The following is a 24,787-nucleotide window of genomic DNA, read 5'->3' on the forward strand; positions in this document are numbered from 1 at the left end:
GAAACTTACTGGTGAGTAATAACAGCGATCACGGCAATCGTTGCCGCATCACCAACGCCGAACCGAGCCCGGCGGAGATGCACAGGACACCGAGGATCAACCAGGGTCGCGATGCGTCCCCGCGGGTGATCTCGAAACCGATCTGCTCCTCCAGGGTGTCGTAGACGTCTCGGAGGCCCTCGAGCGAGGAGGCCGTGAAGAAACTCCCTCCGGACAGAGTCGCGATCTCGCGCAACGACGGGTCGTCGACCGGAACGGGGACGCGCTCGACCCCGCCTCCACCTTCGTCTTCGATCTCGACCGACCCGTAGCTGGTGCCGAACGAGATCGTCGAGATCGGCACTCCCTTGTCCTTGGCTGCGCGCGCTGCGGTGTAGCCGCCCCGTGGATCGTCGAGGTTCTGGGGAACGGTTTGCTTACCGTCCGAGAGCAGCACGATGCGGGCCGGCGGTGCCGCGTCGCCACCCCCGAGGATCGCGCCGAGAGTGTCGATCGACTGCAGCGAGGTGAAGATTGCTTCACCGGTGGCCGTCCGCTCGCTGAGCTGCAGTTTGTCGATTGCCGACTTGGTGGCGTCGCGGTTGGCCGTGGGTGAGACCAATACCGAGGCAGTGCCGGCGAACGCGACGAGACCGAGGTTGATGCCGGGCGTTAGGCCATCGGCGAACGACTTCGCTGCTTCTTGGGCCGCAGCCAGCCGAGTGGGTTCGACGTCCGTCGCTTCCATGGACAGCGACACATCGATGACGAGCATGACCGTCGCGCGGTTGCGTGGAACACGTTGATCGGCAGTGGGGCCGGCCAACGCGACGGTCAGGAACATCAGCCCGACCAGTACCAGTGCGGTCGGGAGATGACGCAGACGACTGGGCCGGTTCGGCGCGATCGACTCGAGCAACTCCATGTTGGAGAAACGCAGCACGTGCTTCTGCTTGCGGCGTTGAATCCAGACGTACCCCGCCGTCAAGGCGATGACGACGACCAGAAACGCGAGCCACCACGGCGCAGAGAAATCGGTGAGGCTCATCGCGAACCTGCCCTCGCGGTATTGGTGAAACCGGAGCCGATGGTGTGCCTGCGAGCAGTGACGAAGCGGACGACATCGGCGATCCAGTCACCGTCGGTGCGCAGAGTCAAACGCGGTGCCCCGCATCGGCGCAACGCTTTCTCCACGTCGTCGCGGTGTGCTGCGGCTGCTCGCGCGAAGTCGGCGCGGAGCCGGGGCGTCGCGGCGAACTCCCGAGTGCGGCCGGACTCCGGGTCGTGCAGAACCACGTCTCCCACATCCGGAAGTTCGAGGTCTCGCGGATCGAGTACCTCGACGGCCAGTACGTCGTGTCTGGCAGAGATCGCCCGCAGCGATCGCTCCCAGTCGATCGGGCCGAGGAAGTCGCTGATCACCACGGCCAGACCGCGACGGCGTTCGGGACGCCGCAGCGCCTCGACGGCATCGCGAAGATCTCCTCGGACGCCGTCCGCGGCGGACGGTGTCGTAGCGATCGTCCGCAGCATCGACTGGCTGTGCACCCGGCCCCCGCGCGCCGGGATTCGCGTCGTCGTCGCGCCGGTGGCCACGACAGCTCCGATGCGATTACCACCGCCGCCGGTCAGGTGGGTGATGGCGGCCGAGGCCGCGACCGCGAGATCGCGCTTCTCACACCCCGCGGTTCCGAAGTCGAGGCTGGCCGACAGATCGACGACAAGCCACGTTTCCAGTTCGCGATCGGCCACCGACTGCCGCACGTGTGGGTGTGTCGTCCGGGCAGTGACCGACCAGTCCATCTGCCGAACGTCGTCACCGGGCTGATACTCGCGCGCGTCCCCCGGTTCGGATCCCGGGCCGGGTATCAGGCCGAGGTGGTCGCCGTGCAGAACGCCGTCGAGACGCCTACGTACCGTTATCTCGAGCGTGCGCAGCGCAGCGGCCAGCTTCGGATCACGCAGTTCGCCGGACCGAAACGACGGCGGCCGTGAGACCGCACCTCGGCCGGCTCTGTCGGCTGCGCTCACTGACCCGGCGAACCGGTCGACGATGCATCACCCGACGGCTTGTGCAGCGACGGAGCGGGTTCGCCGGCCGGACCGCCCGGTGGGCGCTGCTCGGGTCCGGGCTGGGGTGCCGAGCCGGGCCCTTGCCCGGGGAACTGCGGCTGACCCGGGTACTGCCCCTGGGCCGGATGCGGTACCTGAGCCGGATACTGCGGCCCCGCTCCCGGAAACTGCGGTGTGCCCTGTTGGCCACCGAAGGGCTGACCGGGTGCGGTGCCGTTGTCCTGCGACATCGGAACCGCCTGCGGCGACACCTGCGGTAGTCCGACGGTCTGCAAAATGCGGGAGATCACGGTCTCGGGCGTCACTTCGTCGGCGAGGGCATCGTAGGAGAGCACCAGCCGATGCCGGAGCACGTCGGGAATCACCTCGAGCACGTCCTGAGGAACGACGTAGTCGCGGCCTCGCAGCAGGGCGAGGGCGCGGGACGCAGCGATGATGCCGAGGGTCGCACGCGGGGAGGCCCCGTATGCGATCCAGCTGCCGACATCGTCCAACCCGAACTGTTCGGGCGTGCGGGTGGCGGCGATGACCCGAACCACGTAGTCGACGAGCGCGTGGTGCACGAACACCGAACTGGCCAGGTTCTGCAGACGGACCAACTCGACAGGGTCGAGTATCTGCTTGGGCTCGGGGGCCTTGATCCCCATGCGGTAGACGATCTCGCGTTCTTCCTCCACCGTCGGGTAGTCGACGACGATCTTGAACAGGAAGCGGTCGCGCTGGGCTTCCGGGAGCGGGTACACGCCTTCGTTCTCGATGGGGTTCTGCGTCGCCATCACCAGGAAAGGATCGGGCATGGGGAACGTCCTGCCACCGATGGTCACGTGCCGCTCGGCCATGACTTCGAGCAGCGCCGACTGGACCTTCGCCGGTGCTCGGTTGATCTCGTCGGCAAGGACGAAGTTCGCGACGACCGGGCCGAGTTCGGTGTCGAACTCTTCGCGGCCCTGACGGTAGATGCGGGTTCCGACCAGGTCGGTGGGCACCAGGTCCGGGGTGAACTGGACGCGGGAGAACGAGCCACCGACCACGCGGGCGAACGTCTCCACTGCGAGGGTCTTCGCCACGCCGGGAACGCCTTCCAGCAGCACATGCCCACGGGCCAACAAGCCGACTAGAATGCGCTCGACCAGACGATCCTGACCGACGATCACCCTTTTGACCTCGTACACGGCCTTCTCGAGAAGCCGAACGTCCTCGGCGAGATCGGGACTGTCCACCCGCTCCGGCTCCCCACCCCGAGGATTCGGACTCGAAGACCCGATCTGTGTCGGCTCCTCGTCGTTCGAAATCCGGCCGTCACGTGATGTCACCAAGAATTCACCGCTTTCAGTCGATCATCGTCGGGCACGTTCCATACCGCCGAGATCAACTATTCCAGGTGATGCTCGCGCGCGCCGAAACCCACCCCTGACCCGCGCGCCGGAGTGGAGCCTGCGGAACGACGCAGAAGTACCGAACAGCGACCTCGGGAGCGACAGCGAGCTCAGGACACCATGCGCACGGCGTACGGCGTCATACCGCTGTATCTGACGTCGGAGACCTTGACCACCGATCCGGATTGCGGAGCCTCGAGCATCTTCCCGTCGCCGAGGTAGAGCGCGACGTGCTGACTGGCGTTCGGTCCGTAGAAGATCATGTCGCCACGCTTCATCTGCGACGACGGAACCTGCTTGCCTGCCGTGTACTGGTAGCCGGTGTAGTGGGGCAGAGAGATACCCAGACCTGCGAATGCGTAGATCATGAGGCCGGAGCAGTCGAAGCCGACCTTGTTGTAGTCGCCGTAACTGTCTGCGACTCCGCCGTCTCGGATTCCCTTGGTCGGCCCGTTCTCGTCGCCGCCGCCCCAGGAATACGGAACACCGAGCTGGCTCATCCCGCGGTCGATCGCCAATTCCACGGCAGCACTGCCCGTGACCGACGGTGTGGTCGAGGGCTTGGGCTTGCTGGGAGTGGGCTTGCTGGGTGTGGGCTGGGTCGGAGTCGTGGTTCCGCTCGAACTGTCGGAGTCGGTGGACGAACTCGAGTCGTCGTCGACATCGACGTGCGAGCGTTGGCCCTCGGCGATCGCAGCGGCTCGCTGTTGTGCGGCCAGGTTGGCCGAGACCCGGGCCGCCGCCTGAACCGCGGCCTCACGAGCGGCAGCTGCGGCTGCTGCTATTGCTGCGTCCTCTGCTGCCTTCTGCGCCTCCCAGTCGCTGTATGCGGCTCGTTGACCCTGGAGGCCGGCCACATTGCTTCGGGCTGCGTCGAGCTCGGTCTGAGCGGCGTCTCGCTGGGACTCGATAGCGGCTTTCTGATCGGCCTCGGCTTGCAACGCCGCCTGCGCTGCAGCGATGGCCTGCTCGGCCTCGGCCTTCTTGGATTCGGCTTCGGACGCTGCCGCGTCCGCCTGCTGCTTGGATTCGCGGGCGGCCGAGTCCCGGTTCGCCTGCTCGGTTCGGGCCCGCTGGAGGCTGTCGAGCACGGCATTCTGGCTGTTGGACAGCACCTTCAGGACCTGGGCGCGGTCGAGAACGTCGTCCGGTCCGCTCGAACCGAGGAACGACGCCATCGAGGCGACGCCCGAGCCCTGGGTGTAGCTCGATTTGGCGAATTCGTCGAACTTGCGCTGGGCTGCCTGAATCTGTGTGCCTGCATCGGCGAGCGCCTGCTGCGCTGCTCCTACGACTGCTGCGGCCACGTCGGCGGCGTCCCGTGCGTTCTGCAGGTCGACCAGTGCTTTGTTGACGCCTTCTCGCTTCACGGCGACCTCGTCGTCGAGCTGTGCGAGTTGTTGGTTGGCGGATGCGATCGCGTCGATCAGCTGTCCGACCTGCCCCAGGCGTGAGTCGACGGCGCTGCCGGCCGCGGCGATGTCGGTATCGGACGGGTTGGGCGGGGGCGGCGGTACCGCGGCGGCGACTCCGGGCATGGTCGCGGTCAGCGCGAGAACCAGACCGGCACCTGCCAGTACGAATCGGGTACGGACGAGCGCTCTGCGGCGCGTGCCGCGAACTGGACGTCGGCTCACAAATGTCTCCCTCGGGTCCGGCATTCACTCGGGTCCCGAGAGGACCGTCGTGCCGTCGAGGCGTTCCCCGTTCCCACCCCGATCGCAGGTGACGGTGAACATGTTCGCCGGGCGGGAAAGTGGCGCGCAGCGACACGACAGGTGCGAACCACGTCAGTCACACCCGAAGCAGTGGCCTCCCGAGTTCCCCACGGATGACACCTGCCTTCTGCGACACTCCTTCCCCAGCAGTGCCAATGGCACCGTACGACACTTCGCACACTAAAGAAACTCCAGTCACAAATGACACATTTGTAATTCCACCAGGCACAATGCCGTGAACTCGGTGTTTGCCCGAAACAATTTTTCGGACTTTTTCCGGACCGACGTCCGGTGGAGTAATCGCGCGTCGATGTCGGTCGGTCGAATGACGAATGTGCGCGCTACGTCAGCGCTCGACGGGCTGCGCTTCGTGCGGGTCGGCAGTGGCCGACCGCGCGCGGTATCGCCGGACCTTCACAGCGGCTGTCAACGCGGCCACCGCGGCGACGATCACCACCAACCCACCCGTCAGCAAGCCCCACGGAGTCTGGTCCTCGACGAGTGTGTCGACGAAGTTGTCGGCGGCGACGACGTGATTTCCGGTGTACGTGCGATCCTGACCGGCTTCGAGTGTCACTCGGCTGATCGAGTCGCTGAACGTTCCGACCTGCCCCGGGCTCAGCACCAACACCGTTCCGCCCTCGCGGGCACCGACCGCAGTGGCGAGGTCGCGTAGCTGCGAATCGTGGCGCGGTTCGTCGGGGACGATCACGATGCTCAGATCGATTCCGTGGTCCTCGGCTCGGTTCACGGCGGCAGTCAGTCCGTCCTGCTCTGCCGCAGGAGCACTGACTCCTGACTCGCGGACCGTGGCGACGATGCTGTCGACGTCCAGACCTGCCGGGATATCGGTGGCAAGTGGGGAAACAGCGTGGATCGGCTCAGTCATCTCTCGTCCAGTCGGTAGGAACCAGTCGCGTGGAACCCTACGTCACGGTGCCGTCGATTCTCGGGAGGCAGGTATGCCCGACGCGGCAACTGAGGCCGCCCTTCATTGCGTCGCACGAAGCACTACGTGAGGATTGTGACGTGGGTCGTTCTCGCGGTGTCCACCGCGAAACGGACCCGCACGTTTTCACAGGACAAGCGTACTGTTAGACTTCCATCGAGACACTGCCCGAGGGTCCGCAAGCAATCCGCACGCCGGATGCCATGCCGAGACACACGGTCAGCGCCTCGCTTCAACCGTCGACACAGCCCCGTCGGCGGTGTGCCTCATAGACGAGTGGAGCTGAAGTGACCGCAAGTAACAATTCATTCGGTGCAAAGGGCACCCTCGAAGTCGGAGAGAACTCGTACGAGATCTTTCGGCTGTCGGCCTTGCCCGGTGCCGAGAAACTGCCCTATGCACTGAAGGTCCTCGCGGAGAACCTCCTTCGCACCGAGGACGGTGCCAACATCACCGCCGACCATATTCGCTCGATCGCGTCGTGGGATCCCTCGGCCGACCCGAGTATCGAAATCCAGTTCACCCCTGCGCGAGTCATCATGCAGGACTTCACCGGCGTTCCGTGTGTCGTGGACCTCGCCACCATGCGTGAGGCCGTGACCACCCTCGGCGGCGACCCCAACAAGGTCAACCCCCTCTCCCCCGCCGACATGGTCATCGACCACTCGGTCATCCTCGACGTGTTCGGCCGCGCCGATGCACTCGAGCGCAACGTCGACCTCGAGTACGAGCGCAACGGCGAGCGTTACCAGTTCCTGCGTTGGGGCCAGGGCGCCTTCGACGACTTCAAGGTCGTCCCGCCCGGCATGGGCATCGTGCACCAGGTCAACATCGAGTACCTCGCACCGACCGTCATGACCCGCAAGGGTCAGGCGTACCCCGACACCTGCGTCGGAACCGACTCGCACACGACGATGGTCAACGGCCTCGGCGTGCTCGGCTGGGGCGTCGGCGGAATCGAAGCCGAAGCTGCCATGCTCGGCCAGCCCGTGTCGATGCTGATCCCGCGTGTAGTCGGCTTCAAGCTCTCGGGCGAGATCCAGCCGGGAGTCACGGCCACCGACGTCGTTCTGACCGCCACCGAGATGCTGCGCAAGCACGGCGTCGTCGGAAAGTTCGTCGAGTTCTACGGCGAAGGTGTGGCCGAGGTTCCCCTCGCCAACCGCGCCACCCTCGGCAACATGAGCCCCGAATTCGGCTCCACCGCAGCCATTTTCCCGATCGACGAAGAGACGATCAACTACCTGCGCCTCACCGGCCGCAGCGACGAGCAGCTCGCTCTCGTCGAGGCGTACGCCAAGGAACAGGGCATGTGGCACGACCCGAAGAACGAAGCCGTGTACTCCGAGTACATCGAGCTCGACCTCAACACGGTCGTCCCGTCCATCGCAGGCCCGAAGCGCCCGCAGGACCGAATCCTGTTGTCCGAGTCCAAGGTTGCGTTCCGCAAGGACATCCACAACTACGTGGAGGAGAACCACCCGGCGCACGAGGGTGACAGCAAGCTGGACGAGGCCCTCAACGAGTCGTTCCCGGCCAGCGATCCCGCGTCGCTGAGCTTCGCGGAAGACGATGCAGTCGATGTGCGGTCGGCCGCATACGGCTCCGAAGGTCGCCCGAGCAAGCCGGTTCGTGTCATCACCGACGAAGCAGGCGAGTTCGTTCTCGACCATGGCGCCGTCGTGGTGGCAGGTATCACCTCCTGCACCAACACCTCCAACCCGTCGGTCATGCTGGGCGCAGCACTGCTCGCTCGGAACGCCGTCGAAAAGGGCCTGTCCACCAAGCCGTGGGTCAAGACCAACATGGCACCCGGTTCGCAGGTCGTGACCGACTACTACGAGAAGGCCGGCCTGTGGCCGTACCTCGAGAAGCTCGGCTACTTCCTGGGCGGCTACGGCTGCACCACGTGCATCGGTAACACGGGCCCGTTGCTCGAGCCGATCTCGAAGGCGATCAACGACAACGATCTTTCGGTGACCGCCGTGCTGTCGGGCAACCGCAACTTCGAGGGTCGCATCTCCCCCGACGTCAAGATGAACTACCTGGCGTCGCCGCCGCTGGTCATCGCTTACGGCCTCGCGGGCACGATGGACTTCGACTTCGAGACCGACGCGCTCGGTAACGACCACGAGGGCAACCCGGTGTACCTCAAGGACATCTGGCCGTCGTCGCAGGAGATCGAGGACACGATCAAGTCCTCGATCAGCCGGGACATGTTCAGCAAGTCCTACGAGACGATCTTCGCCGGTGACAGCCGCTGGCAGAACCTGTCGACCCCCGAGGGCGACACGTTCGAGTGGGATCCCAACTCGACGTACGTGCGGAAGCCTCCGTACTTCGACGGTATGACGATGGACCCGGCTCCGGTCGAGGACATCAAGGGTGCCCGCGTGCTGGCCCTGCTCGGCGATTCGGTCACCACCGACCACATCAGCCCGGCAGGACCCATCAAGGCCGGTACGCCTGCCGCTCAGTACCTCGATTCGCACGGCGTGGAGCGCAAGGATTACAACTCGCTCGGATCGCGTCGTGGCAACCACGAGGTCATGATTCGCGGAACGTTCGCGAACATCCGTCTGAAGAACCAGCTGCTCGACGACGTCTCGGGTGGCTACACCCGCGACTTCACCCAGGACGGTGGCCCGCAATCGTTCATCTACGATGCGTCGCAGAACTACCAGAAGGCCGGCATCCCGCTGGTCGTGCTGGGCGGCAAGGAGTACGGCTCCGGAAGCTCCCGTGACTGGGCGGCCAAGGGCACCTCGCTCCTGGGCGTCAAGGCGGTCATCACCGAGTCGTTCGAGCGCATCCACCGCTCCAACCTCATCGGCATGGGCGTCGTTCCGCTGCAGTTCCCGGCAGGCGAGAGCGCCGCGTCGCTCAAGCTCGACGGCACCGAGACGTTCGACATCATCGGCGTCGAGAAGCTGAACGAGGGCACCACCCCGAAGACGATGGCGGTGACCGCGACCAAGGAAGACGGAACCAAGGTCGAGTTCGACGCCGTGGTCCGTATCGATACCCCCGGTGAAGCGGACTACTACCGCAACGGCGGAATCCTGCAGTACGTCCTGCGCAACATGATCAGAGGCTAGTCACACGGCGCTGTAGACAAACGCCACGCACAGCGATGGGCCCGGAACTCGATACGTGTTTCGGGCCCATCGCCGTATCGGTACGGGCCCCTTCATCGGAAAGTAGGAGTTTCACACGTGCCCAAGGTCAGTGAAGACCACCTGGCGGCCCGCCGCAGCGAAATTCTCGACGGTGCGCGTAAATGCTTCGGAGAGTTCGGCTACGAGGGTGCCACCGTGCGACGCCTCGAGGAGGCGACAGGCCTCTCCCGCGGAGCCATCTTCCACCACTTCAAGGACAAGGACGGTCTCTTCCTCGCGTTGGCGCAGGAGGACGCCCGGCGTATGGCCGAAGTCGCGGCGACGCAGGGTCTGGTTCAGGTGATGCGAGACATGCTGGCCCAGCCGGAGCAGTTCGAGTGGCTCGGAACGCGGCTCGAGATCACCCGACGACTACGAACCGACGCCGACTTCCGAACCAGCTGGGCCGAGCGTTCGGCCGAGCTGACCGACGCGACACTCGGCCGACTCGAACGCCAGAAAACGGCAGGAAAACTGCGGGACGACGTTCCCAACGACGTTCTGGCCGACTACCTGGACCTGGTTCTCGACGGTCTGGTCGCCAGAATCGCGTCGGGCAACGGCGGGTCGAACCTGTCGGCCATTCTGGATCTGGTCGAAGAATCGGTGCGCAGGCGCGACCCGGGTCAGGCCAGCTGAATCAGTTCCAGGTAGTCCTGCGACCAGTGGTCCTCGGTGCCGTCGGGAAGGAGGATGACTCGTTCTGGTGAGAGCGCCTCGGCGGCACCCGGATCGTGAGTCACCAGAACGACAGCACCCTTGTAACTGCGCAGTGCGTCGAGAACCTGCTCGCGTGAGATCGGATCGAGGTTGTTGGTCGGTTCGTCGAGCAGCAGCACGTTCGCAGCCGAAGACACCAGTCCGGCCAGCGCCAGACGCGTCTTCTCGCCGCCGGACAGCGTTCCTGCGGGCTGTTCGAGCTGGGGTCCGGTGAACATGAAGGCGCCGAGTAGCGATCTGAGCTCCTGCTCGCCGGTGTCGGGTGCCGCATGCCGGATGTTCTCCCACACCGACGCCATGTCGTCGAGGGTGTCGTGCTCCTGGGCGAAGTAACCCACGCGCATGCCGTGGCCGGGTTCGATCTCGCCGGTGTCGGCCTTCTCGGTTCCCGCGAGGATCCGAAGCAGCGTCGTCTTGCCCGCACCGTTGAGCCCGAGCACCACCACTCGACTTCCTCTGTCGATCGCCAGATCGACGCCGGCGAAGATCTCCAGCGACCCGTACATCTTGGTCAGGTTCTTGGCCATCAACGGAGTCTTGCCGCAGGGAGCAGGCTCAGGGAAGCGAATGTGCGCAACCTTGTCGGATACGCGCTCCGCATCGAGGTTGGCCATCAGCTTGTCTGCTCGTTTGGCCATGTTCTGTGCCGCAACGGCTTTGGTTGCCTTGGCACCCATCTTGGCGGCCTGGACGCGCAGCGCACCCGCCTTCTTCTCCGCGTTCGCGCGTTCGCGACGGCGCCGTTGCTCGTCCGTGGCGCGTGCGTCGAGGTACTTCTTCCAGTTCATGTTGTAGATGTCGGCCTCACCGCGCACTGCATCGAGGAACCACACCCTGTTCACGACATCACCGAGCAGTTCGACATCGTGACTGATCACGATGAGTCCGCCCTCGTGGTTCTGCAGGAAACTGCGCAACCAGGTGATGGAATCGGCGTCGAGGTGGTTGGTGGGCTCGTCGAGCAGCAATGTGGTGTTCGAGCGTCCGCCACTGCCGTCGGACGCGGCGAACAGAATGCGAGCGAGTTCGACGCGTCGACGTTGACCACCGGACAGGGTTCGCAGCGGTTGACCGAGAATGCGGTCGGCCAAGCCGAGGCTGTTGCAGATGCGAGCCGCTTCGCTTTCGGCTTCGTAGCCGCCGAGGGACGCGAACCGCTCTTCCAGCTCGCCGTACTTACGGACGGCTTTGTCGAGCAATGTCTCGTCGGCAACCTCGGCCATCAGAGCCTGCTGCTTCTCCATACTGTGCAGGAGGGTGTCCAGCCCGCGGGCCGACAGCACCCGGTCCTTGGCCAGCACGTCCAGGTCGCCCTCTTTGGGATCTTGCGGGAGGTAGCCGAGATCTCCGGTGCGTACGACCTCGCCGGCATACGGTTCGCCCTCGCCCGCCAGGATGCGCAGCGTGGTGGTTTTTCCGGCACCGTTGCGGCCGACCAGCCCGATGCGGTCACCTGCCTGCACGCGGAGCGCGGGCCCCTCGGTGGACAGAAGGGTCCGCACACCGGCACGAACTTCGAGGTCGGTGGCGGTGATCACGCGTGAGCTCCTAGCGATTGCCGAACAAGATGAGTGCTCGTCGACCGACGAGCGAGCAATGAAAGCGCCGTAGGTCGGCACAGCAAACCCCCATTTTAGCTCAGCATTCACGTGCCTCCACCCAGGAACGCAGGTGACCCCGGTAACGTCTGAGCGATGACCGACGTCACCGAAACGGCCACTGCCCGCCCAGCCCTGCCCCTCGACCTCACCGGACGGACCGCACTGGTCACCGGGGGTAGTCGAGGCATCGGCCGCGCGATCGCCGCAGAACTGCTCGCGCGCGGTGCCAACGTGGCCATCACTGCGCGTAAGCGGGAACCGTTGCTGGCCGTCGCGGCGGAACTCGGCGACTCCGTACTCGCGCTGGACGGTAACGCGGGCGACCCGGAACATCGGCGCACCGCAGTGGACCGCACCGTCGAGACCTTCGGTTCGCTGGACATCCTGGTCAACAACACCGGTATCAACCCCGTCTACGGCTCGCTGATGGATGCCGACCTCGTCGGTGTCAGCAAGATCTTCGACACCAACGTCGTCGGCACGCTCGGCTTCGTGCAGAACGCGTTCCATGCGTGGATGGGAGAACACGGCGGTGCGGTCGTCAACATCGCCAGCGTCGCAGGCATCCGCTCCACCGGAGTCATTGCCGCGTACGGCGCATCCAAAGCTGCGTTGATTCGGCTCACCGAGGAGCTGGCATGGCAGCTCGGTCCGAAGATCCGCGTCAACGCGGTGGCGCCGGGCGTGGTGAAGACCAAGTTCGCCGAGGCGTTGTTCGCCGGCGGCGAAGAAGCAGCAGCGGCCGGCTACCCGATGAAGCGACTCGGTACCCCCGAGGACGTGGCATCGCTCGTCGCGTTCCTGGTCTCGGACGCGTCCTCGTGGATCACCGGCGAGACGGTGCGCGTCGACGGTGGCCTGCTCGCCACCGGCGGAATGTGAGCGACCTGTCGGCCGACGTCGCCGTGATCGGGCTGGGACCGGCGGGTCGCGCGATCGCCCACCGCTGCGCGGCCGCGGGTATGGACGTTCTCGCACTCGATCCGCACCCGTCCAGAACCTGGACGCCGACCTACTCGGCATGGGCGGACGAATTGCCGTCATGGCTCTCGGAGTCCGCAATCGCCTCGACTGCACGCAGGCCCGCAGTGTGGACCGATCGGCATCGCGTCATCGACCGGACGTACTGCGTGCTCGACACCCATGCCCTGCAAGCCTCGCTGTCTCTCGACCTCGTACGAGTGCACGCGGGCACCGCAGTCGACGTCACCGGCACCCGCGTCACCACCGTCGACGGGACGGTCGTCACGGCTCGCCACGTCGTCGATGCGCGAGGAACGCTCGACTCGCGTGATCTGGCGCAACAGACCGCATACGGAATCGTCGTCGAGCGGGAACGCGCCGAGCCCATTCTGGAAGGCTCCGACGCCTGGTTCATGGATTGGCGTACCGACAACGGCGTACGACCCGGTGACGCTCCGAGTTTTCTCTATGCCGTCGCACTCGACGACCACCGCGTTCTGCTCGAAGAAACGTGCCTGGTCGGCAGGCCTGCCCTCCACCTCGATGTACTCCGGACTCGTCTGCATCATCGTCTCGCCCGACGCGATCTCGTGCCGACCGGGACCGAGGACGTCGAGCGGGTGCGCTTTTCGGTCGAACCTCCGCCGCGCTCACGGCTGCACACCCCACGAAGCGGTCCCGTCTTGTTCGGGTCGCGGTCGAATCTGATGCATCCGGCGACGGGATACAGCGTCGCCGCGTCGTTGGCGTCTGCCGATCACCTGGTCGACGGACTTCGCACCGGCAAGCCGGGGAGCCGACGTGCACTCCACACCTGGACGGTGCAGAAGCTACGCAATCTCGGTCTGCGCACTGCGTTGAGCCTCGAGCCGGAGATGGTTCCGCAGTTCTTCGCCAGCTTCTTCTCGCTGCCGGTCGAACTGCAACGCTCCTACCTGTCCGGCCACGACGACGCCATGGGGACCATGACCGCAATGCTGAGAATGTTCCCTACACTTCCGGTCTCGGCCAGGCTCGCTATCGCGCGCACCGTCGTCCACGCTCCGAGACGCGGCTGAGTTTCTCGGCAACGGTCGACACACAGGCGCCCGGTCGGCGATCATGAACACATGCGCAGCATTTGGAAAGGCTCGATCGCCTTCGGACTCGTCAACGTTCCGGTGAAGGTCTACTCGGCCACCGAGCAACACGACATCCGGTTTCATCAAGTGCACGCAAAGGACGGCGGACGAATCAAGTACGACCGCATCTGCCAGGAATGCGGAAAATCGGTCCAGTTCGCCGACATCGACAAGGCGTACGACTCGCCCGACGGCGAGCGCGTGATCCTCACCGACGACGACTTCGACAAACTCCCCGCTGCCGAGAAGCACGAGATCCCCGTTCTCGAATTCGTTCCGACCGAGCAGATCGATCCGATCCTCTACGACAAGAGTTACTTCCTGGAGCCCGACTCGTCGTCGCCCAAGGCGTACGTACTGCTGCGAGAGACGCTGGAAGAAACCGAACGCACCGCGCTGGTCCATTTCACGCTGCGACAGAAGACGCGGCTGGCCGCCTTGCGGGTCCGTGACAACGTGCTGGTCATCCAGACTCTGCTGTGGCCGGACGAGGTACGAGCCGCAGAATTTCCGTCGCTCGACGACGCCCCGTCGGCGCGCCCGCAAGAAGTGAAGATGGCGACGTCGCTCGTCGAGAGCATGTCCTCGGAATTCGATCCGACGGAGTACACCGACGACTACCAGATCGAACTGCGCAAACTGATCGACGAGACACTGGCGAACGGTGGCGAGAAGGTCATCCACACCGAGGCCGAGTCACAGGACGACGGCGAGGACGCGGAGGTCGTGGATCTGGTCGCCGCCCTCCAGCGCAGCGTCGAGGCCGCGGGAAAGAACGCGAAGTCGGGGTCCGATTCGTCGACATCATCATCGTCGAAATCTTCGTCGTCGAAGACACCGGCCAAGAAGACCGCTGCCAAGAAGACCACTGCGCGGAAGACCCCGGCAAAAAAGGCTCCGGCCAAGAAGGCCGCAGCAAAGAAGGCTGCCCCGTCGACCGACGAAGCGAAGGGTGCGTGACGGGGCAGCCGGACCGGACCGTCAGACGGTGAAGCCGAGGGCCCGAAGCTGCTCGCGTCCGTCGTCGGTGATCTTGTCCGGTCCCCACGGCGGCATCCAGACCCAGTTGATCTTGAGGTCGGCGGCGAGCCCACTGCGCACGAGCGCACCACGGGCCTGATCCTCGATGACGTCCGTCAACGGGCAGGCCGCCGATGTCAGTGTCATGTCGACGGTGACGATGTCCTCGGCGTCGATCTTGATGTCGTAGACCAAACCGAGATCGACGACGTTGATTCCCAGCTCGGGGTCGACGACGTCGCGCATCGCTTCTTCGAGGTCCTCGAGTACCTTGATCTCGTCGGCGGTGAGTTCCACCGGCGTCGTCGTCACAGCCGGTGTGGTCTCTGTTGCGTCGGTCATGATTGCTGTCCTCCGGAAAGTGCCGACTGGGCGGTCCCGCCCGTCGTAGCTGTCGTATCTGCGTCCACTACTTGAACAACCGCATCCTTGAAAGCCATCCAACCCAGCAAGGCGCATTTCACGCGAGCCGGATACTTGGCCACACCGGCGAACGCAATGCCGTCGCCGATGACGTCTTCGTCTCCCTCGACGGTACCTCTGCTGCCGACCATCTCGCTGAACGAATCCACGGTCTTCAGGGCGTCCTGAACTGACAAGCCGACCACCTGATCGGTCAGCACCGACGTGGAGGCTTGGCTGATCGAGCAACCCTGGCCGTCGTACGAGACGTCCGCAACGGTGCCGTTGTCGACGTGAACCCGCAGAGTCACCTCGTCGCCGCAGGTGGGATTGACGTGGTGCACCTCCGCACCGAACGGCTCGCGCAGTCCACGACCGTGCGGATGCTTGTAGTGATCGAGGATCACTTCCTGGTACATCTGTTCCATTCGCATCAGGCGTGTCCCTCCTCACCGTTGCGGTCGGTGCCGAAGAACGATTGCGCGCGACGAATCGCGTTCGCGAGCACCTGCACTTCCTCGACCGTGTTGTACAACGCGAAGGACGCCCGCGCGGTCGCTGCCACTCCGAAGCGCCGATGCAGTGGCCACGCGCAATGATGACCGACGCGAATGGCGACGCCTTCGTCGTCGAGAATCTGCCCCAGGTCGTGTGCGTGGATACCGTCGACGACGAACGACACTGCCGAACCTCGATCGACGTTCTCCGTCGGACCGATGACTCTAACGCCGTCGATCTTTGCGAACTCGGCGAGAGTCGCTGCGACCAAGGTCTTTTCGTGAGCTGCCACGGCGTCGATACCGATGTTGTCGAGGTACCGCACGGCGGCACCGAGCCCGATGACCTGCGACGTCATGGGCACACCGGCCTCGAAGCGTTGCGGCGGAGGAGCGAACGTCGTCTTCTCCATCGTGACCGTTTCGATCATCGATCCGCCGGTGATGAACGGCGGCATCGCATCGAGCAGCGCGGCCTTGCCGTACAACACTCCGACACCCGAGGGTCCCAGCATCTTGTGGCCGGAGAACGCTGCGTAGTCGACATCGAGGTCGTGGAAATCGACCTTCATATGGGGCACGGATTGGCACGCGTCGAGAACGACGAGCGCGCCGACAGCTCGGGCGCGACGCACCAACTCCTCGACGGGAGCGACGGCACCGGTCACGTTCGACTGGTGGGTGAACGCGACGACCTTCACCGCGGACGACAATTCCAGCGAGTCGAGGTCGATTCGACCGTCGTCGGTCACTCCGTACCACCGCAGAGTTGCGCCGGTACGGGCCGCAAGCTCTTGCCACGGAACGAGATTGGCGTGGTGTTCGAGTTCGGTGACGACGATCTCGTCACCGGGTCCGAGATGACGATCGAAGCGCTGATCGGCCAACACGTACGTCACGAGGTTGAGCGACTCGGTTGCGTTCTTGGTGAAGACGATCTCGTCGACGTCTGCACCGACGAACGCGGCGATATCCGCCCTGGCTCCCTCGTACGCGTCGGTGGCTTCCTCGGCCAGCTGGTGCGCCCCGCGGTGCACCGCCGCGTTACAGGTGGTGAGGAACTCGCGTTCGGCGTCGAGCACCTGCACCGGCCGCTGCGAGGTTGCGCCGGAATCCAGATACACCAACGGCTTTCCGTCGCGGACGGTGCGCGAGAGGATAGGAAAATCGCGGCGAACGGTAGCGACATCGAACGATGTCGCTACCGCCACAGCTGCCGGTGCAGCCATACTCATGCTCCGGTGGTCGCGGCCTGCGTGTAGCCGGCGTAGCCGTTGGCCTCGAGCTCGTCGGCCAGCTCGGCGCCGCCGGACTTGACGATCTCACCGTTGACGAAGACGTGCACGAAGTCGGGCTTGATGTAGCGAAGAATGCGGGTGTAGTGCGTGATCAGCAGCACTCCCCCGTCTTCACGCTCCTTGTACTTGTTCACGCCCTCGGACACCACGCGCAAAGCGTCGACGTCGAGGCCGGAATCGGTCTCGTCGAGGATGGCGATCTTCGGCTTGAGTAGTCCCAGCTGCAGGATCTCGTGACGCTTCTTCTCGCCGCCGGAGAAACCCTCGTTGACGTTGCGCTCGAGGAAGTTCGCCTCGATTTCGAGCTCGCTCATGGCGGTCTTGGCTTCCTTGACCCAGTGCCGCAGCTTGGGGGCTTCGCCGCGCACGGCGGTGGCGGCGGTGCGCAGGAAGTTCGACATCGACACTCCGGGCACCTCCACCGGGTACTGCATCGCCAGGAACAGACCTGCGCGGGCGCGCTCGTCGACGCTCATCTCGAGAACGTCTTCACCGTCGAGGGTGATGGTGCCGGAGGTGACGGTGTACTTCGGGTGGCCGGCAATGGCGTACGACAAGGTGGACTTGCCGGAGCCGTTGGGCCCCATGATCGCGTGCGTCTCGCCGGACTTCACGGTCAGATCGACACCTTTGAGGATGTCGATCGGCTCGGCGGACGAGTCGGTGTTGGCGACGCTGACGTGCAGATCGCGGATTTCGAGTGTGGACATCAAAGTTCCTTTGTGCAGTCGAGAAAGGTTCGGTTGGGCCTACGCGCCGACGACGGCGAGCTCGGTCTCGATGGCAGCATCGAGACGCTCGCGTACGGCGGGGACCGGAATCTTGTCGATGATTTCGTGGAAGAAGCCGCGGACCACCAGTCGACGGGCCACCTCCTCCGAGATGCCGCGAGCACGCAGGTAGAACAGCTGCTCGTCGTCGAATCGGCCGGTAGCACTGGCGTGCCCTGCTCCGACGATCTCGCCGGTTTCGATTTCCAGGTTCGGTACCGAATCGGCGCGAGCGCCGTCGGTGAGCACGAGATTTCGGTTCAGTTCGTACGTCTCGGTGCCCTCGGCCTCGGCGCGAATGAGAACGTCGCCGATCCATACGGTGTGTGCGTCGACGGTGCCGGGTCCGGTTTCACCCTGGAGCGCGCCCTTGTACATCACGTTCGACTTGCAATGCGGAGCCGAATGGTCGACGAGCAGTCGCTGCTCGAGGTGCTGACCGGCGTCGGCGAAGTACACACCGAGCATGTTCGCGTCACCGCCGGGCGCGCTGTAGCGCACGGTCGGGCTGATGCGCACCAAGTCGCCGCCGAGGCTGACGTTGTAGTGGCGCAACACCGAGTCACGTCCGAGCAGGGCGTGGTGGGCGGCCACGTGCACCGCGTCCGACTGCCAGTCCTGGATCAGCACGACGTGCAACTGCGAGCTGTCACCCAGCACGAACTCGACGTTCTCGGCGTACGTGCCGCTGCCGCGCTGATCGATCACCACGGTGGCGCGAGCAAACGTGCCGAGGCGAATCTGCACGTGTCCGTAGGCGACGTGGTCGACGCCCGGTCCGTCGATCGTGATCTCGATCGGCTCCGCTACCTCGACCTCGTTGGGAACACTGACGATCGTGGCCTCGGTGAAGGCCGAATATGCCTGTGCGGCAATCCGATCGGCAGGCACGCCGGCCTTCCCGAGTCGATCGTCGTCGCGTCCCACGGTCTCCACGACCACCTGGTCCGCAGCCCCGACGGTGACCTGAGCGGTCCCGTCGGCGACTGCCGAACCGTCGTGCAGGCCGCGAAGGCGACGCAGCGGCGTGAAGCGCCACAGTTCGTCACGGCCCGACGGCACCTCGAACGCGTTCACGTCGTACGACGTGAATTGAGCGCCCTTGTTGGCGACGAGCTTCGACTTGTCTTCCTTGGCGGAATCGGGGTTCTCGGATGCCACGGCACCCATGACTCCGGTGAGGGGGTTGTTCACTTATCCGACCGACCCTTCCATCTGCAACTCGATGAGCCGGTTGAGCTCGAGCGCGTACTCCATCGGCAGTTCGCGAGCAATGGGCTCGACGAATCCGCGGACGACCATGGCCATCGCTTCGTCCTCGGTCATGCCGCGGCTCATCAGGTAGAACAACTGATCGTCGCTGACCTTCGAGACAGTGGCCTCGTGACCCATCGACACGTCGTCCTCACGGATGTCGACGTACGGGTAGGTGTCGGACCGACTGATCGTGTCGACCAGCAGGGCGTCGCACTTGACCGTCGAACGCGAGCCGTGCGCGCCCTTGTTGATCTGGATCAGACCGCGGTAGGACGTCCGTCCACCGCCACGGGCGACGGACTTGCTGACGATGTTCGACGACGTGTGCGGTGCCAGGTGCAGCATCTTGGAACCGGTGTCCTGGTGCTGATCGGGCCCTGCGAACGCGACCGAGAGAACCTCGCCCTTGGCGTATTCGCCGGTCATCCACACAGCCGGGTACTTCATGGTGACCTTGGAGCCGATGTTGCCGTCGACCCACTCCATCGTTGCGCCTGCTTCTGCCTTGGCGCGCTTGGTGACCAGGTTGTAGACGTTGTTCGACCAGTTCTGAATGGTCGTGTACCGGCAACGACCACCCTTCTTGACGATGATCTCGACCACGGCGGAGTGCAGCGAATCGGACTTGTAGATCGGCGCGGTGCAGCCCTCGACGTAGTGCACGTAGGCACCCTCGTCGACGATGATCAGCGTGCGCTCGAACTGGCCCATGTTCTCGGTGTTGATCCGGAAGTAGGCCTGCAGCGGGATGTCGACGTGCACGCCCGGCGGGATGTAGATGAACGATCCACCGGACCACACTGCGGTGTTCAACGCAGAGAACTTGTTGTCGCCTGCCGGAATGACGGTGCCGAAGTACTCGCGGAACAGCTCCGGCTGCTCTTTGAGTGCGGTGTCGGTGTCGAGGAACAACACACCCTGCGCCTCGAGGTCCTCACGGATCGAGTGGTAGACGACCTCGGACTCGTACTGAGCGGCGACACCGGAGACGAGGCGCTGCTTCTCGGCCTCGGGGATGCCGAGCTTGTCGTACGTGTTCTTGATGTCCTCGGGCAGGTCGTCCCACGTAGCGGCCTGCTTCTCGCTGGACCGCACGAAGTACTTGATGTTGTCGAAGTCGATGCCGTCCAGGTCGGAACCCCAGTTGGGCATGGGCTTGCGGTCGAAGGTCTTGAGAGCCTTCAGACGGGCTTCGAGCATCCACTCGGGCTCGCTCTTCTTGGCCGAGATGTCACGGACGACAGCCTCGGACAAGCCGCGCTTGGCGCTCGCGCCGGCCACGTCGGAATCGGCCCAGCCGTATCCGTAGGTGCCGAGCGATGCGATGGTCTCGTCCTGAGTCAGCGGCGCGGCGGGTGTCACCTGGTCTGGTGTGACGGTCATGCGGGCTCCTTCCGGAGGCGTGTGCGTTCTCCGACACGGGGCTGCGTGTCGGACGTCATCTTGTGTGAACTATCTGTCGATACGTCGGTATCGGATCGACCGCTCCTCGATCGCGTCGAGGTGAGCGGTACGTGTGTGGTGCAAGCGCAGTTGCCGTTCGCAATGGTGGCAAGACGCTGCACATGCGTGCCGAGGATCTCGGCGAACGCTGCTTGTTCGGCCTCGCACAGTTCGGGAAACTCTGCTGCGACGTGCGACACCGGGCAATGGTGTTGGCAGATCTGCACTCCGTTGCCGACTTGCCGCGTGGTGGCCGAGAATCCCGCCGCACTGAACGCGTCGGCAATTCTTCCCGCCGCCGTTTCCACGGCATGTGCGTCGGAACCGGTCGCGGGTTCGACGTCGGCAACGATGGTGTTGACGCGTTGCCGCGCGAACGTCTCGATGGCGTCGTTGCCACCGATCTTGCGCAGCTGCCGCATGGCGGCTCCGGCCAGATCGTCGTAGGTGTGGCCCAGCCGATTGCGGCCGGCTGCGGTGAGCTGGAAATGCTTGGCCGGTCGCCCGCGTCCACGCTGACGTGCTCCGGCCGGGGTGGTGATCCTGGCCTCGCCTGCATCGATGAGCGCATCGAGGTGGCGCCGGACACCGGCCGCGCTCAATCCAAGGCGAGTGCCGATATCGGACGCGGTGATGGGGCCCTCTTCGAGCAGTAGGGTGACCACTGCGCCCCGCGTCTGCCCCTCGGGGGCCGATGCCGGTCGCACCGACGACGCGCCTGCTCCGGCGGTCGATGGATCGACGCTTTCCGGACGCACGAGCGAGCTCTCGGTTGTTTTCACAACACCAGTGTGACGGAATTGTTTCACCTGGTCCAGCAAGGGTGCCCTATCCCTCAGGTGAATCCGAGCCGAGCTACGCAGGCCGCGGAGTCCGGAGGACCGGGTGAATCGCGCTATTGCACACAGCTACGCTCCCACTGTGCCATCGACCGAGAGTGAGCAGAGTTCCGAGAACTCGCCTTCCGCGACCGGTGCCAGCTCGTCCCCCGATCCCGAGAACCCCGAATCCGCGCGCGGCACGCTGCTGCACAGGATGATTCTCACCCCTGCTCGGCGCGTGTTCGGCCTGGAACCGACCCCACCGGGTGCCGGTGTCGCCACGTTGCACGGCGACGAGCCGGAGGCACCCGGTCTCGATCCCGCCGAGACCGTTCAACTACGCAACATTCGCCGTTTCGGAGCCGCGGGCGCGCTGCTGATGGCGATCGGCGCGCTCGGCGCGGGTGCGCAGCCGGTACTGCAGAACCCGATCGCGGGCGTCCGGTTACTGAGCCTGCCGTCGCGCATGGCCACGTCGGCTCTGACGGTGACCATGACGGGAACCGTCGTCGTGGTCCTCGCGTGGCTACTGCTCGGCAGGTTCGCGCTGGGGCGGACGCGATCGGGCGCGACTCCCCGCCGCCTGTCCCGATCGCAGATGGACCGAACTCTGCTGCTGTGGATCCTGCCGCTGAGCGTCGCACCGCCTATGTTCTCGCGCGACGTCTACTCCTACCTGGCCCAGAGCGAGATCACGGCCCGCGGTCTCGACCCCTACGAGATCGGCCCCGTGGATGCACTGGGGGCCGACAACGTCCTGACCCGGACGGTGCCCAACATCTGGCGAGAGACTCCGGCACCCTACGGTCCGCTGTTCCTGTGGATGGGGCGCGGGATCACGTACTTGACCGGCGAGAACATCGTCGCCGGCATCTTCCTGCACCGACTGCTCGCCTTGGCGGGAGTCGCGCTGATCGTCTGGGCGCTGCCGCGTCTCGCACGCCGTTGCGGGGTCGCGTCGGTCACGGCACTGTGGCTCGGTGCAGCGAATCCGCTGTTGCTGTTCCACCTGGTCGCCGGAATTCACAACGAGGCCCTGATGATCGGTCTCATGCTCGCGGGTACCGAACTGGCGCTGCGTGCGATCGAGCGCCCGGGTGCGTTGCGCAGCACCGATATCGCGTTCCTCGTCGGCGGAGCGGGTGTGATCGCACTCTCGTCGACGATCAAGATCCCGTCGCTGATAGCGCTGGGGTTCGTCGGCATGGCGCTGTCGAGACGGTGGGGCGGCACTCTGAGATCGGTCGTCTACGCTGCGCTGCTGCTCGGCACGATCGCCGTTGCCGTCCAAGTCGCCGTGAGCCTGGGTAGCGGACTCGGATTCGGTTGGATCCACACTCTGGGTACCGCGGGGGTGGTGCGCAGCTGGATGTCGATTCCCACGATTCTCGGCCTGGCTACCGGATTCGTCGGCGTGCTGCTCGGCCTCGGCGATCACACCACCGCTGTGTTGAGTCTCACTCGGCCGATCGCAGCCGTCGTCGCCGGCGTCATCGTCATCCGCATGCTGGTCGCTGTTCTGAGGGGCCGACTGCACTCGGTGGGAGCGCTGGGGGTGGCGCTGGGAGCAGTGGTTCTGCTGTTCCCGGTAGTCCAGCCCTGGTACCTGCTGTGGGCGGTGATTCCGCTGGCCGCATGGGCCACCACTCCGTCCTTCCGGCGTCCCGCCATTGCCTTCTCGTCTCTGGTCAGCGTGATCCTCATGCCGAACGGCAGCGAATACCAGCCGTTCCAGATCGTGCAGGCCGCAGTGATGACCATCCTGACCATCGTCGTGTTGTATCTGCTGACACGGAACCGGCTGCCGTGGCCCACGCGCATCGGACCACCGGCACCCGAGCGGCACACCGACGAATACGCTGAGTCCTCGTGATCTCCGGGACGTCGAATGCGGCGCAACCTGTCGTGCAGTTGACCGACGTGCGCAAGTCCTACGACGGCACCACCGCCGTCGACGGACTGAGCCTGAGCATCGGTGCGGGTGAAGTTCTCGCGCTGCTCGGCCCGAACGGAGCCGGAAAGACCACCACCGTCGAGATGTGCGAAGGCTTCGTCGTACCCGACAGCGGCACGGTCAGAATTCTCGGCCTCGACCCCATCGCCGAGTCCGCCCAGCTCCGACCCCGCATCGGCGTCATGCTGCAGGGAGGCGGTGCCTACCCGGGGTCCAAGGCAGGCGAAATGCTCGAGCTCGTCGCCTCGTACTCGGCCGACCCTCTCGACACGACGTGGCTGCTCGACTGTCTGGGCCTGACCTCGGCGGTCCGCACACCCTATCGGCGGTTGTCCGGTGGCCAGCAGCAGCGACTGGCGTTGGCCTGTGCCATCGTCGGCCGCCCCGAGTTGGTGTTTCTCGACGAACCGACAGCCGGACTCGACGCCCAGGCCCGACTGCTGGTGTGGGAATTGATCGACGCACTTCGACGCGACGGCGTCGGCGTTCTACTGACCACACATCTGATGGACGAGGCCGAGCAGCTGGCGGATCGGTTGACGATCATCGACAACGGCCGCATCGTCGCCTCCGGATCCCCGTCCGAGCTCACCAAGCAGGGAGCCGAGGGACAGCTGCGCTTCTCCGCTCCCCCAGGTCTCGATCTGTCCCTGCTCGACGCGGCCCTGCCCTCCGGTTACGTACCGTCGGAGACGTCACCGGGGTCGTACGTGGTCACCGGAGTGATCGAACCGCAGATCCTGGTGGTCGTCACCTCCTGGTGCGCACAACAGAACGTGCTTGCGACGGAGTTGCAGGTCGATCAGCGGCGGCTCGAGGACGTCTTCCTCGAACTGACCGGCAGAGAATTGAGGATGTGACGGTGCGCAGAGAAGCCCGGCTCGCCGACAACCGTTTCGAGACAGGACTGTTCGCGCCGCGCCCACAGCCGGCGTCGGCCGCCCGGATGCTGTTCGCGCAGTCGCGTCTCGAGCTGAAGTTGTTGCTGCGCAACGGTGAGCAGCTGCTGTTGACGATGTTCATTCCGATCACGCTGCTGATCGGACTCACTCTGCTGCCGTTCGGTGAGCTCGGCGACGACCGCGTCGCGCGGGTCGTGCCGGCGGTGATGATGGTGGCCATCATGTCGACGGCATTCACCGGACAGGCGATCGCCGTCGGGTTCGATCGACGCTACGGCGCCCTCAAGAGACTCGGTGCCACGCCGCTCCCACGGTGGGGAATCATCGGCGGCAAGTCGGTAGCCGTCGTGATCGTGGTGATCATGCAGTCGGTTCTGCTGGGCTCGATCGGCGTCGCCCTCGGCTGGCGACCGAGTCCGGCAGGTCTGCTGCTGGGAGCGGTCGTCATCGCTTTGGGGACGGTCACGTTCGCCTCGATGGGGTTGCTACTCGGCGGCACCCTGCGGGCGGAGATCGTGTTGGCATTGGCCAACGTCGCCTGGTTCGTGATGCTCGGGATCGGCAGCGCGGTGTTCGTCGACGACCAGATTCCGCAGGGCCTGCAGATCGTCGCACGGATAGTCCCGTCCGGCGCACTCGGCGAGGCGCTCAACCGCGGTGTGGCCTCGTCGTTCGACCTCTTCGGGATCGCCGTGCTGCTCGTCTGGGCTGCGGTCTGCGGCACTCTTGCGGTCCGAACCTTCAAATTCACCTGAGCGAGGCTTT

Annotated in this window: 21 protein-coding genes; 8 read left to right on the top strand and 13 right to left on the bottom strand. The window is 65.0% G+C overall.

What is annotated here, in order from left to right:
• Window positions 1-28: 28 nt before the first annotated feature.
• The 5 genes from VF34_RS16655 to VF34_RS16675 all read right to left on the bottom strand — a co-directional run bounded on the left by VF34_RS16655 (window position 29) and on the right by VF34_RS16675 (window position 6,035).
• Entirely contained in the window at window positions 29-1,027 is a 999-nt protein-coding gene (locus VF34_RS16655; protein WP_032372452.1) for a VWA domain-containing protein, read from the bottom strand.
• Entirely contained in the window at window positions 1,024-2,010 is a 987-nt protein-coding gene (locus VF34_RS16660) for a DUF58 domain-containing protein (protein WP_032365771.1), read from the bottom strand. Before VF34_RS16660 ends, VF34_RS16655 begins: the two co-directional genes overlap by 4 nt.
• Window positions 2,007-3,317 (bottom strand): AAA family ATPase, encoded by a 1,311-nt coding sequence (locus VF34_RS16665; RefSeq protein ID WP_045841910.1) that lies wholly within the window; start codon window positions 3,315-3,317, stop codon window positions 2,007-2,009. Before VF34_RS16665 ends, VF34_RS16660 begins: the two co-directional genes overlap by 4 nt.
• A 221-nt stretch (window positions 3,318-3,538) precedes the next feature.
• Complete coding sequence (locus VF34_RS16670; RefSeq protein WP_371129002.1) at window positions 3,539-5,089, bottom strand: NlpC/P60 family protein; 1,551 nt, start codon at window positions 5,087-5,089, stop codon at window positions 3,539-3,541.
• A gap of 403 nt (window positions 5,090-5,492) precedes the next feature.
• Window positions 5,493-6,035, bottom strand: a complete 543-nt coding sequence (locus VF34_RS16675) for an Rv1476 family membrane protein (RefSeq protein ID WP_032372454.1) — start codon at window positions 6,033-6,035, stop codon at window positions 5,493-5,495.
• 347 nt (window positions 6,036-6,382) lie between these two features.
• On the opposite strand from VF34_RS16675, the gene VF34_RS16680 reads away from it, so the two are divergent.
• A complete protein-coding gene (locus VF34_RS16680; RefSeq protein ID WP_027497032.1) occupies window positions 6,383-9,193 on the top strand; it encodes an aconitate hydratase in 2,811 nt (936 codons plus the stop codon).
• A 117-nt stretch (window positions 9,194-9,310) separates the two neighbouring features.
• Window positions 9,311-9,892, top strand: coding sequence for a TetR/AcrR family transcriptional regulator (locus VF34_RS16685; RefSeq protein ID WP_027497031.1), 582 nt, complete (start codon window positions 9,311-9,313; stop codon window positions 9,890-9,892).
• On the opposite strand, the gene VF34_RS16690 is transcribed toward VF34_RS16685, so the two are convergent.
• Window positions 9,880-11,511, bottom strand: coding sequence for an ABC-F family ATP-binding cassette domain-containing protein (locus VF34_RS16690; protein WP_027497030.1), 1,632 nt, complete (start codon window positions 11,509-11,511; stop codon window positions 9,880-9,882). The genes VF34_RS16685 and VF34_RS16690 overlap by 13 nt on opposite strands.
• A 156-nt stretch (window positions 11,512-11,667) precedes the next feature.
• Here VF34_RS16690 and VF34_RS16695 point away from each other — a divergent pair, with 156 nt between their 5' ends.
• The 3 genes from VF34_RS16695 to ku are packed head-to-tail and all read left to right on the top strand — an operon-like array spanning window position 11,668 to window position 14,618.
• The gene (locus VF34_RS16695) at window positions 11,668-12,456 is read left to right on the top strand and encodes an SDR family oxidoreductase (protein WP_045841762.1); all 789 of its coding nucleotides are present in this window, start codon (window positions 11,668-11,670) and stop codon (window positions 12,454-12,456) included.
• Entirely contained in the window at window positions 12,453-13,595 is a 1,143-nt protein-coding gene (locus VF34_RS16700) for a lycopene cyclase family protein (protein WP_032372455.1), read from the top strand. Before VF34_RS16695 ends, VF34_RS16700 begins: the two co-directional genes overlap by 4 nt.
• Before the next feature lie 51 nt (window positions 13,596-13,646).
• The gene (gene ku, locus VF34_RS16705; RefSeq protein ID WP_032365768.1) at window positions 13,647-14,618 is read left to right on the top strand and encodes a non-homologous end joining protein Ku; all 972 of its coding nucleotides are present in this window, start codon (window positions 13,647-13,649) and stop codon (window positions 14,616-14,618) included.
• Between the two features lie 21 nt (window positions 14,619-14,639).
• Here ku and VF34_RS16710 read toward each other — a convergent pair whose 3' ends face one another.
• The 7 genes from VF34_RS16710 to VF34_RS16740 are packed head-to-tail and all read right to left on the bottom strand — an operon-like array spanning window position 14,640 to window position 21,208.
• Window positions 14,640-15,020, bottom strand: coding sequence for a metal-sulfur cluster assembly factor (locus tag VF34_RS16710; RefSeq protein WP_027497026.1), 381 nt, complete (start codon window positions 15,018-15,020; stop codon window positions 14,640-14,642).
• On the bottom strand, window positions 15,017-15,514 hold the full coding sequence (sufU, locus tag VF34_RS16715; RefSeq protein WP_032372456.1) for a Fe-S cluster assembly sulfur transfer protein SufU: 498 nt from the start codon (window positions 15,512-15,514) through the stop codon (window positions 15,017-15,019). The genes VF34_RS16710 and sufU overlap by 4 nt, the downstream gene beginning before the upstream one ends.
• A complete protein-coding gene (locus VF34_RS16720) occupies window positions 15,514-16,806 on the bottom strand; it encodes a cysteine desulfurase (RefSeq protein WP_032372457.1) in 1,293 nt (430 codons plus the stop codon). The genes sufU and VF34_RS16720 overlap by 1 nt, the downstream gene beginning before the upstream one ends.
• Window positions 16,807-16,808: 2 nt before the next feature.
• Window positions 16,809-17,585 (bottom strand): Fe-S cluster assembly ATPase SufC, encoded by a 777-nt coding sequence (sufC, locus tag VF34_RS16725; protein WP_027497023.1) that lies wholly within the window; start codon window positions 17,583-17,585, stop codon window positions 16,809-16,811.
• A 39-nt stretch (window positions 17,586-17,624) separates the two neighbouring features.
• A complete protein-coding gene (sufD, locus tag VF34_RS16730) occupies window positions 17,625-18,815 on the bottom strand; it encodes a Fe-S cluster assembly protein SufD (RefSeq protein WP_094694594.1) in 1,191 nt (396 codons plus the stop codon).
• A 24-nt stretch (window positions 18,816-18,839) separates the two neighbouring features.
• Window positions 18,840-20,285 (bottom strand): Fe-S cluster assembly protein SufB, encoded by a 1,446-nt coding sequence (sufB, locus tag VF34_RS16735; protein WP_027497021.1) that lies wholly within the window; start codon window positions 20,283-20,285, stop codon window positions 18,840-18,842.
• Complete coding sequence (locus VF34_RS16740) at window positions 20,282-21,208, bottom strand: helix-turn-helix transcriptional regulator (protein ID WP_371828217.1); 927 nt, start codon at window positions 21,206-21,208, stop codon at window positions 20,282-20,284. The genes sufB and VF34_RS16740 overlap by 4 nt, the downstream gene beginning before the upstream one ends.
• 172 nt (window positions 21,209-21,380) lie before the next feature.
• Between VF34_RS16740 and mptB the strand changes: the two genes are divergently transcribed.
• From mptB to VF34_RS16755, 3 genes are read left to right on the top strand one after another with little or no spacing between them, the layout of a single operon-like run.
• On the top strand, window positions 21,381-23,039 hold the full coding sequence (gene mptB, locus VF34_RS16745) for a polyprenol phosphomannose-dependent alpha 1,6 mannosyltransferase MptB (RefSeq protein ID WP_230595128.1): 1,659 nt from the start codon (window positions 21,381-21,383) through the stop codon (window positions 23,037-23,039).
• Window positions 23,036-23,980, top strand: a complete 945-nt coding sequence (locus tag VF34_RS16750) for an ABC transporter ATP-binding protein (protein WP_032372458.1) — start codon at window positions 23,036-23,038, stop codon at window positions 23,978-23,980. Before mptB ends, VF34_RS16750 begins: the two co-directional genes overlap by 4 nt.
• Window positions 23,977-24,777 (top strand): ABC transporter permease, encoded by an 801-nt coding sequence (locus tag VF34_RS16755; RefSeq protein WP_032372459.1) that lies wholly within the window; start codon window positions 23,977-23,979, stop codon window positions 24,775-24,777. The genes VF34_RS16750 and VF34_RS16755 overlap by 4 nt, the downstream gene beginning before the upstream one ends.
• Window positions 24,778-24,787 lie beyond the last annotated feature (10 nt).

It is taken from the genome of Rhodococcus sp. PML026 (assembly GCF_000963615.1).
Lineage (GTDB): Bacteria > Actinomycetota > Actinomycetes > Mycobacteriales > Mycobacteriaceae > Rhodococcoides > Rhodococcoides fascians.

Excerpts from the sequence above, each read along its gene's own strand:
- VF34_RS16655 (WP_032372452.1), bottom strand. The coding sequence starts at position 1,027 with ATGAGCCTCACCGATTTCTCTGCGCCGTGGTGGCTCGCGTTTCTGGTC.
- VF34_RS16670 (WP_371129002.1), bottom strand. The coding sequence starts at position 5,089 with ATGCCGGACCCGAGGGAGACATTTGTGAGCCGACGTCCAGTTCGCGGC.
- VF34_RS16675 (WP_032372454.1), bottom strand. The coding sequence starts at position 6,035 with ATGACTGAGCCGATCCACGCTGTTTCCCCACTTGCCACCGATATCCCG.
- VF34_RS16695 (WP_045841762.1), top strand. The coding sequence starts at position 11,668 with ATGACCGACGTCACCGAAACGGCCACTGCCCGCCCAGCCCTGCCCCTC.
- ku (WP_032365768.1), top strand. The coding sequence starts at position 13,647 with ATGCGCAGCATTTGGAAAGGCTCGATCGCCTTCGGACTCGTCAACGTT.
- VF34_RS16710 (WP_027497026.1), bottom strand. The coding sequence starts at position 15,020 with ATGACCGACGCAACAGAGACCACACCGGCTGTGACGACGACGCCGGTG.
- sufU (WP_032372456.1), bottom strand. The coding sequence starts at position 15,514 with ATGCGAATGGAACAGATGTACCAGGAAGTGATCCTCGATCACTACAAG.
- VF34_RS16720 (WP_032372457.1), bottom strand. The coding sequence starts at position 16,806 with ATGGCTGCACCGGCAGCTGTGGCGGTAGCGACATCGTTCGATGTCGCT.
- sufC (WP_027497023.1), bottom strand. The coding sequence starts at position 17,585 with ATGTCCACACTCGAAATCCGCGATCTGCACGTCAGCGTCGCCAACACC.
- sufD (WP_094694594.1), bottom strand. The coding sequence starts at position 18,815 with ATGGGTGCCGTGGCATCCGAGAACCCCGATTCCGCCAAGGAAGACAAG.
- sufB (WP_027497021.1), bottom strand. The coding sequence starts at position 20,285 with ATGACCGTCACACCAGACCAGGTGACACCCGCCGCGCCGCTGACTCAG.
- mptB (WP_230595128.1), top strand. The coding sequence starts at position 21,381 with ATGATTCTCACCCCTGCTCGGCGCGTGTTCGGCCTGGAACCGACCCCA.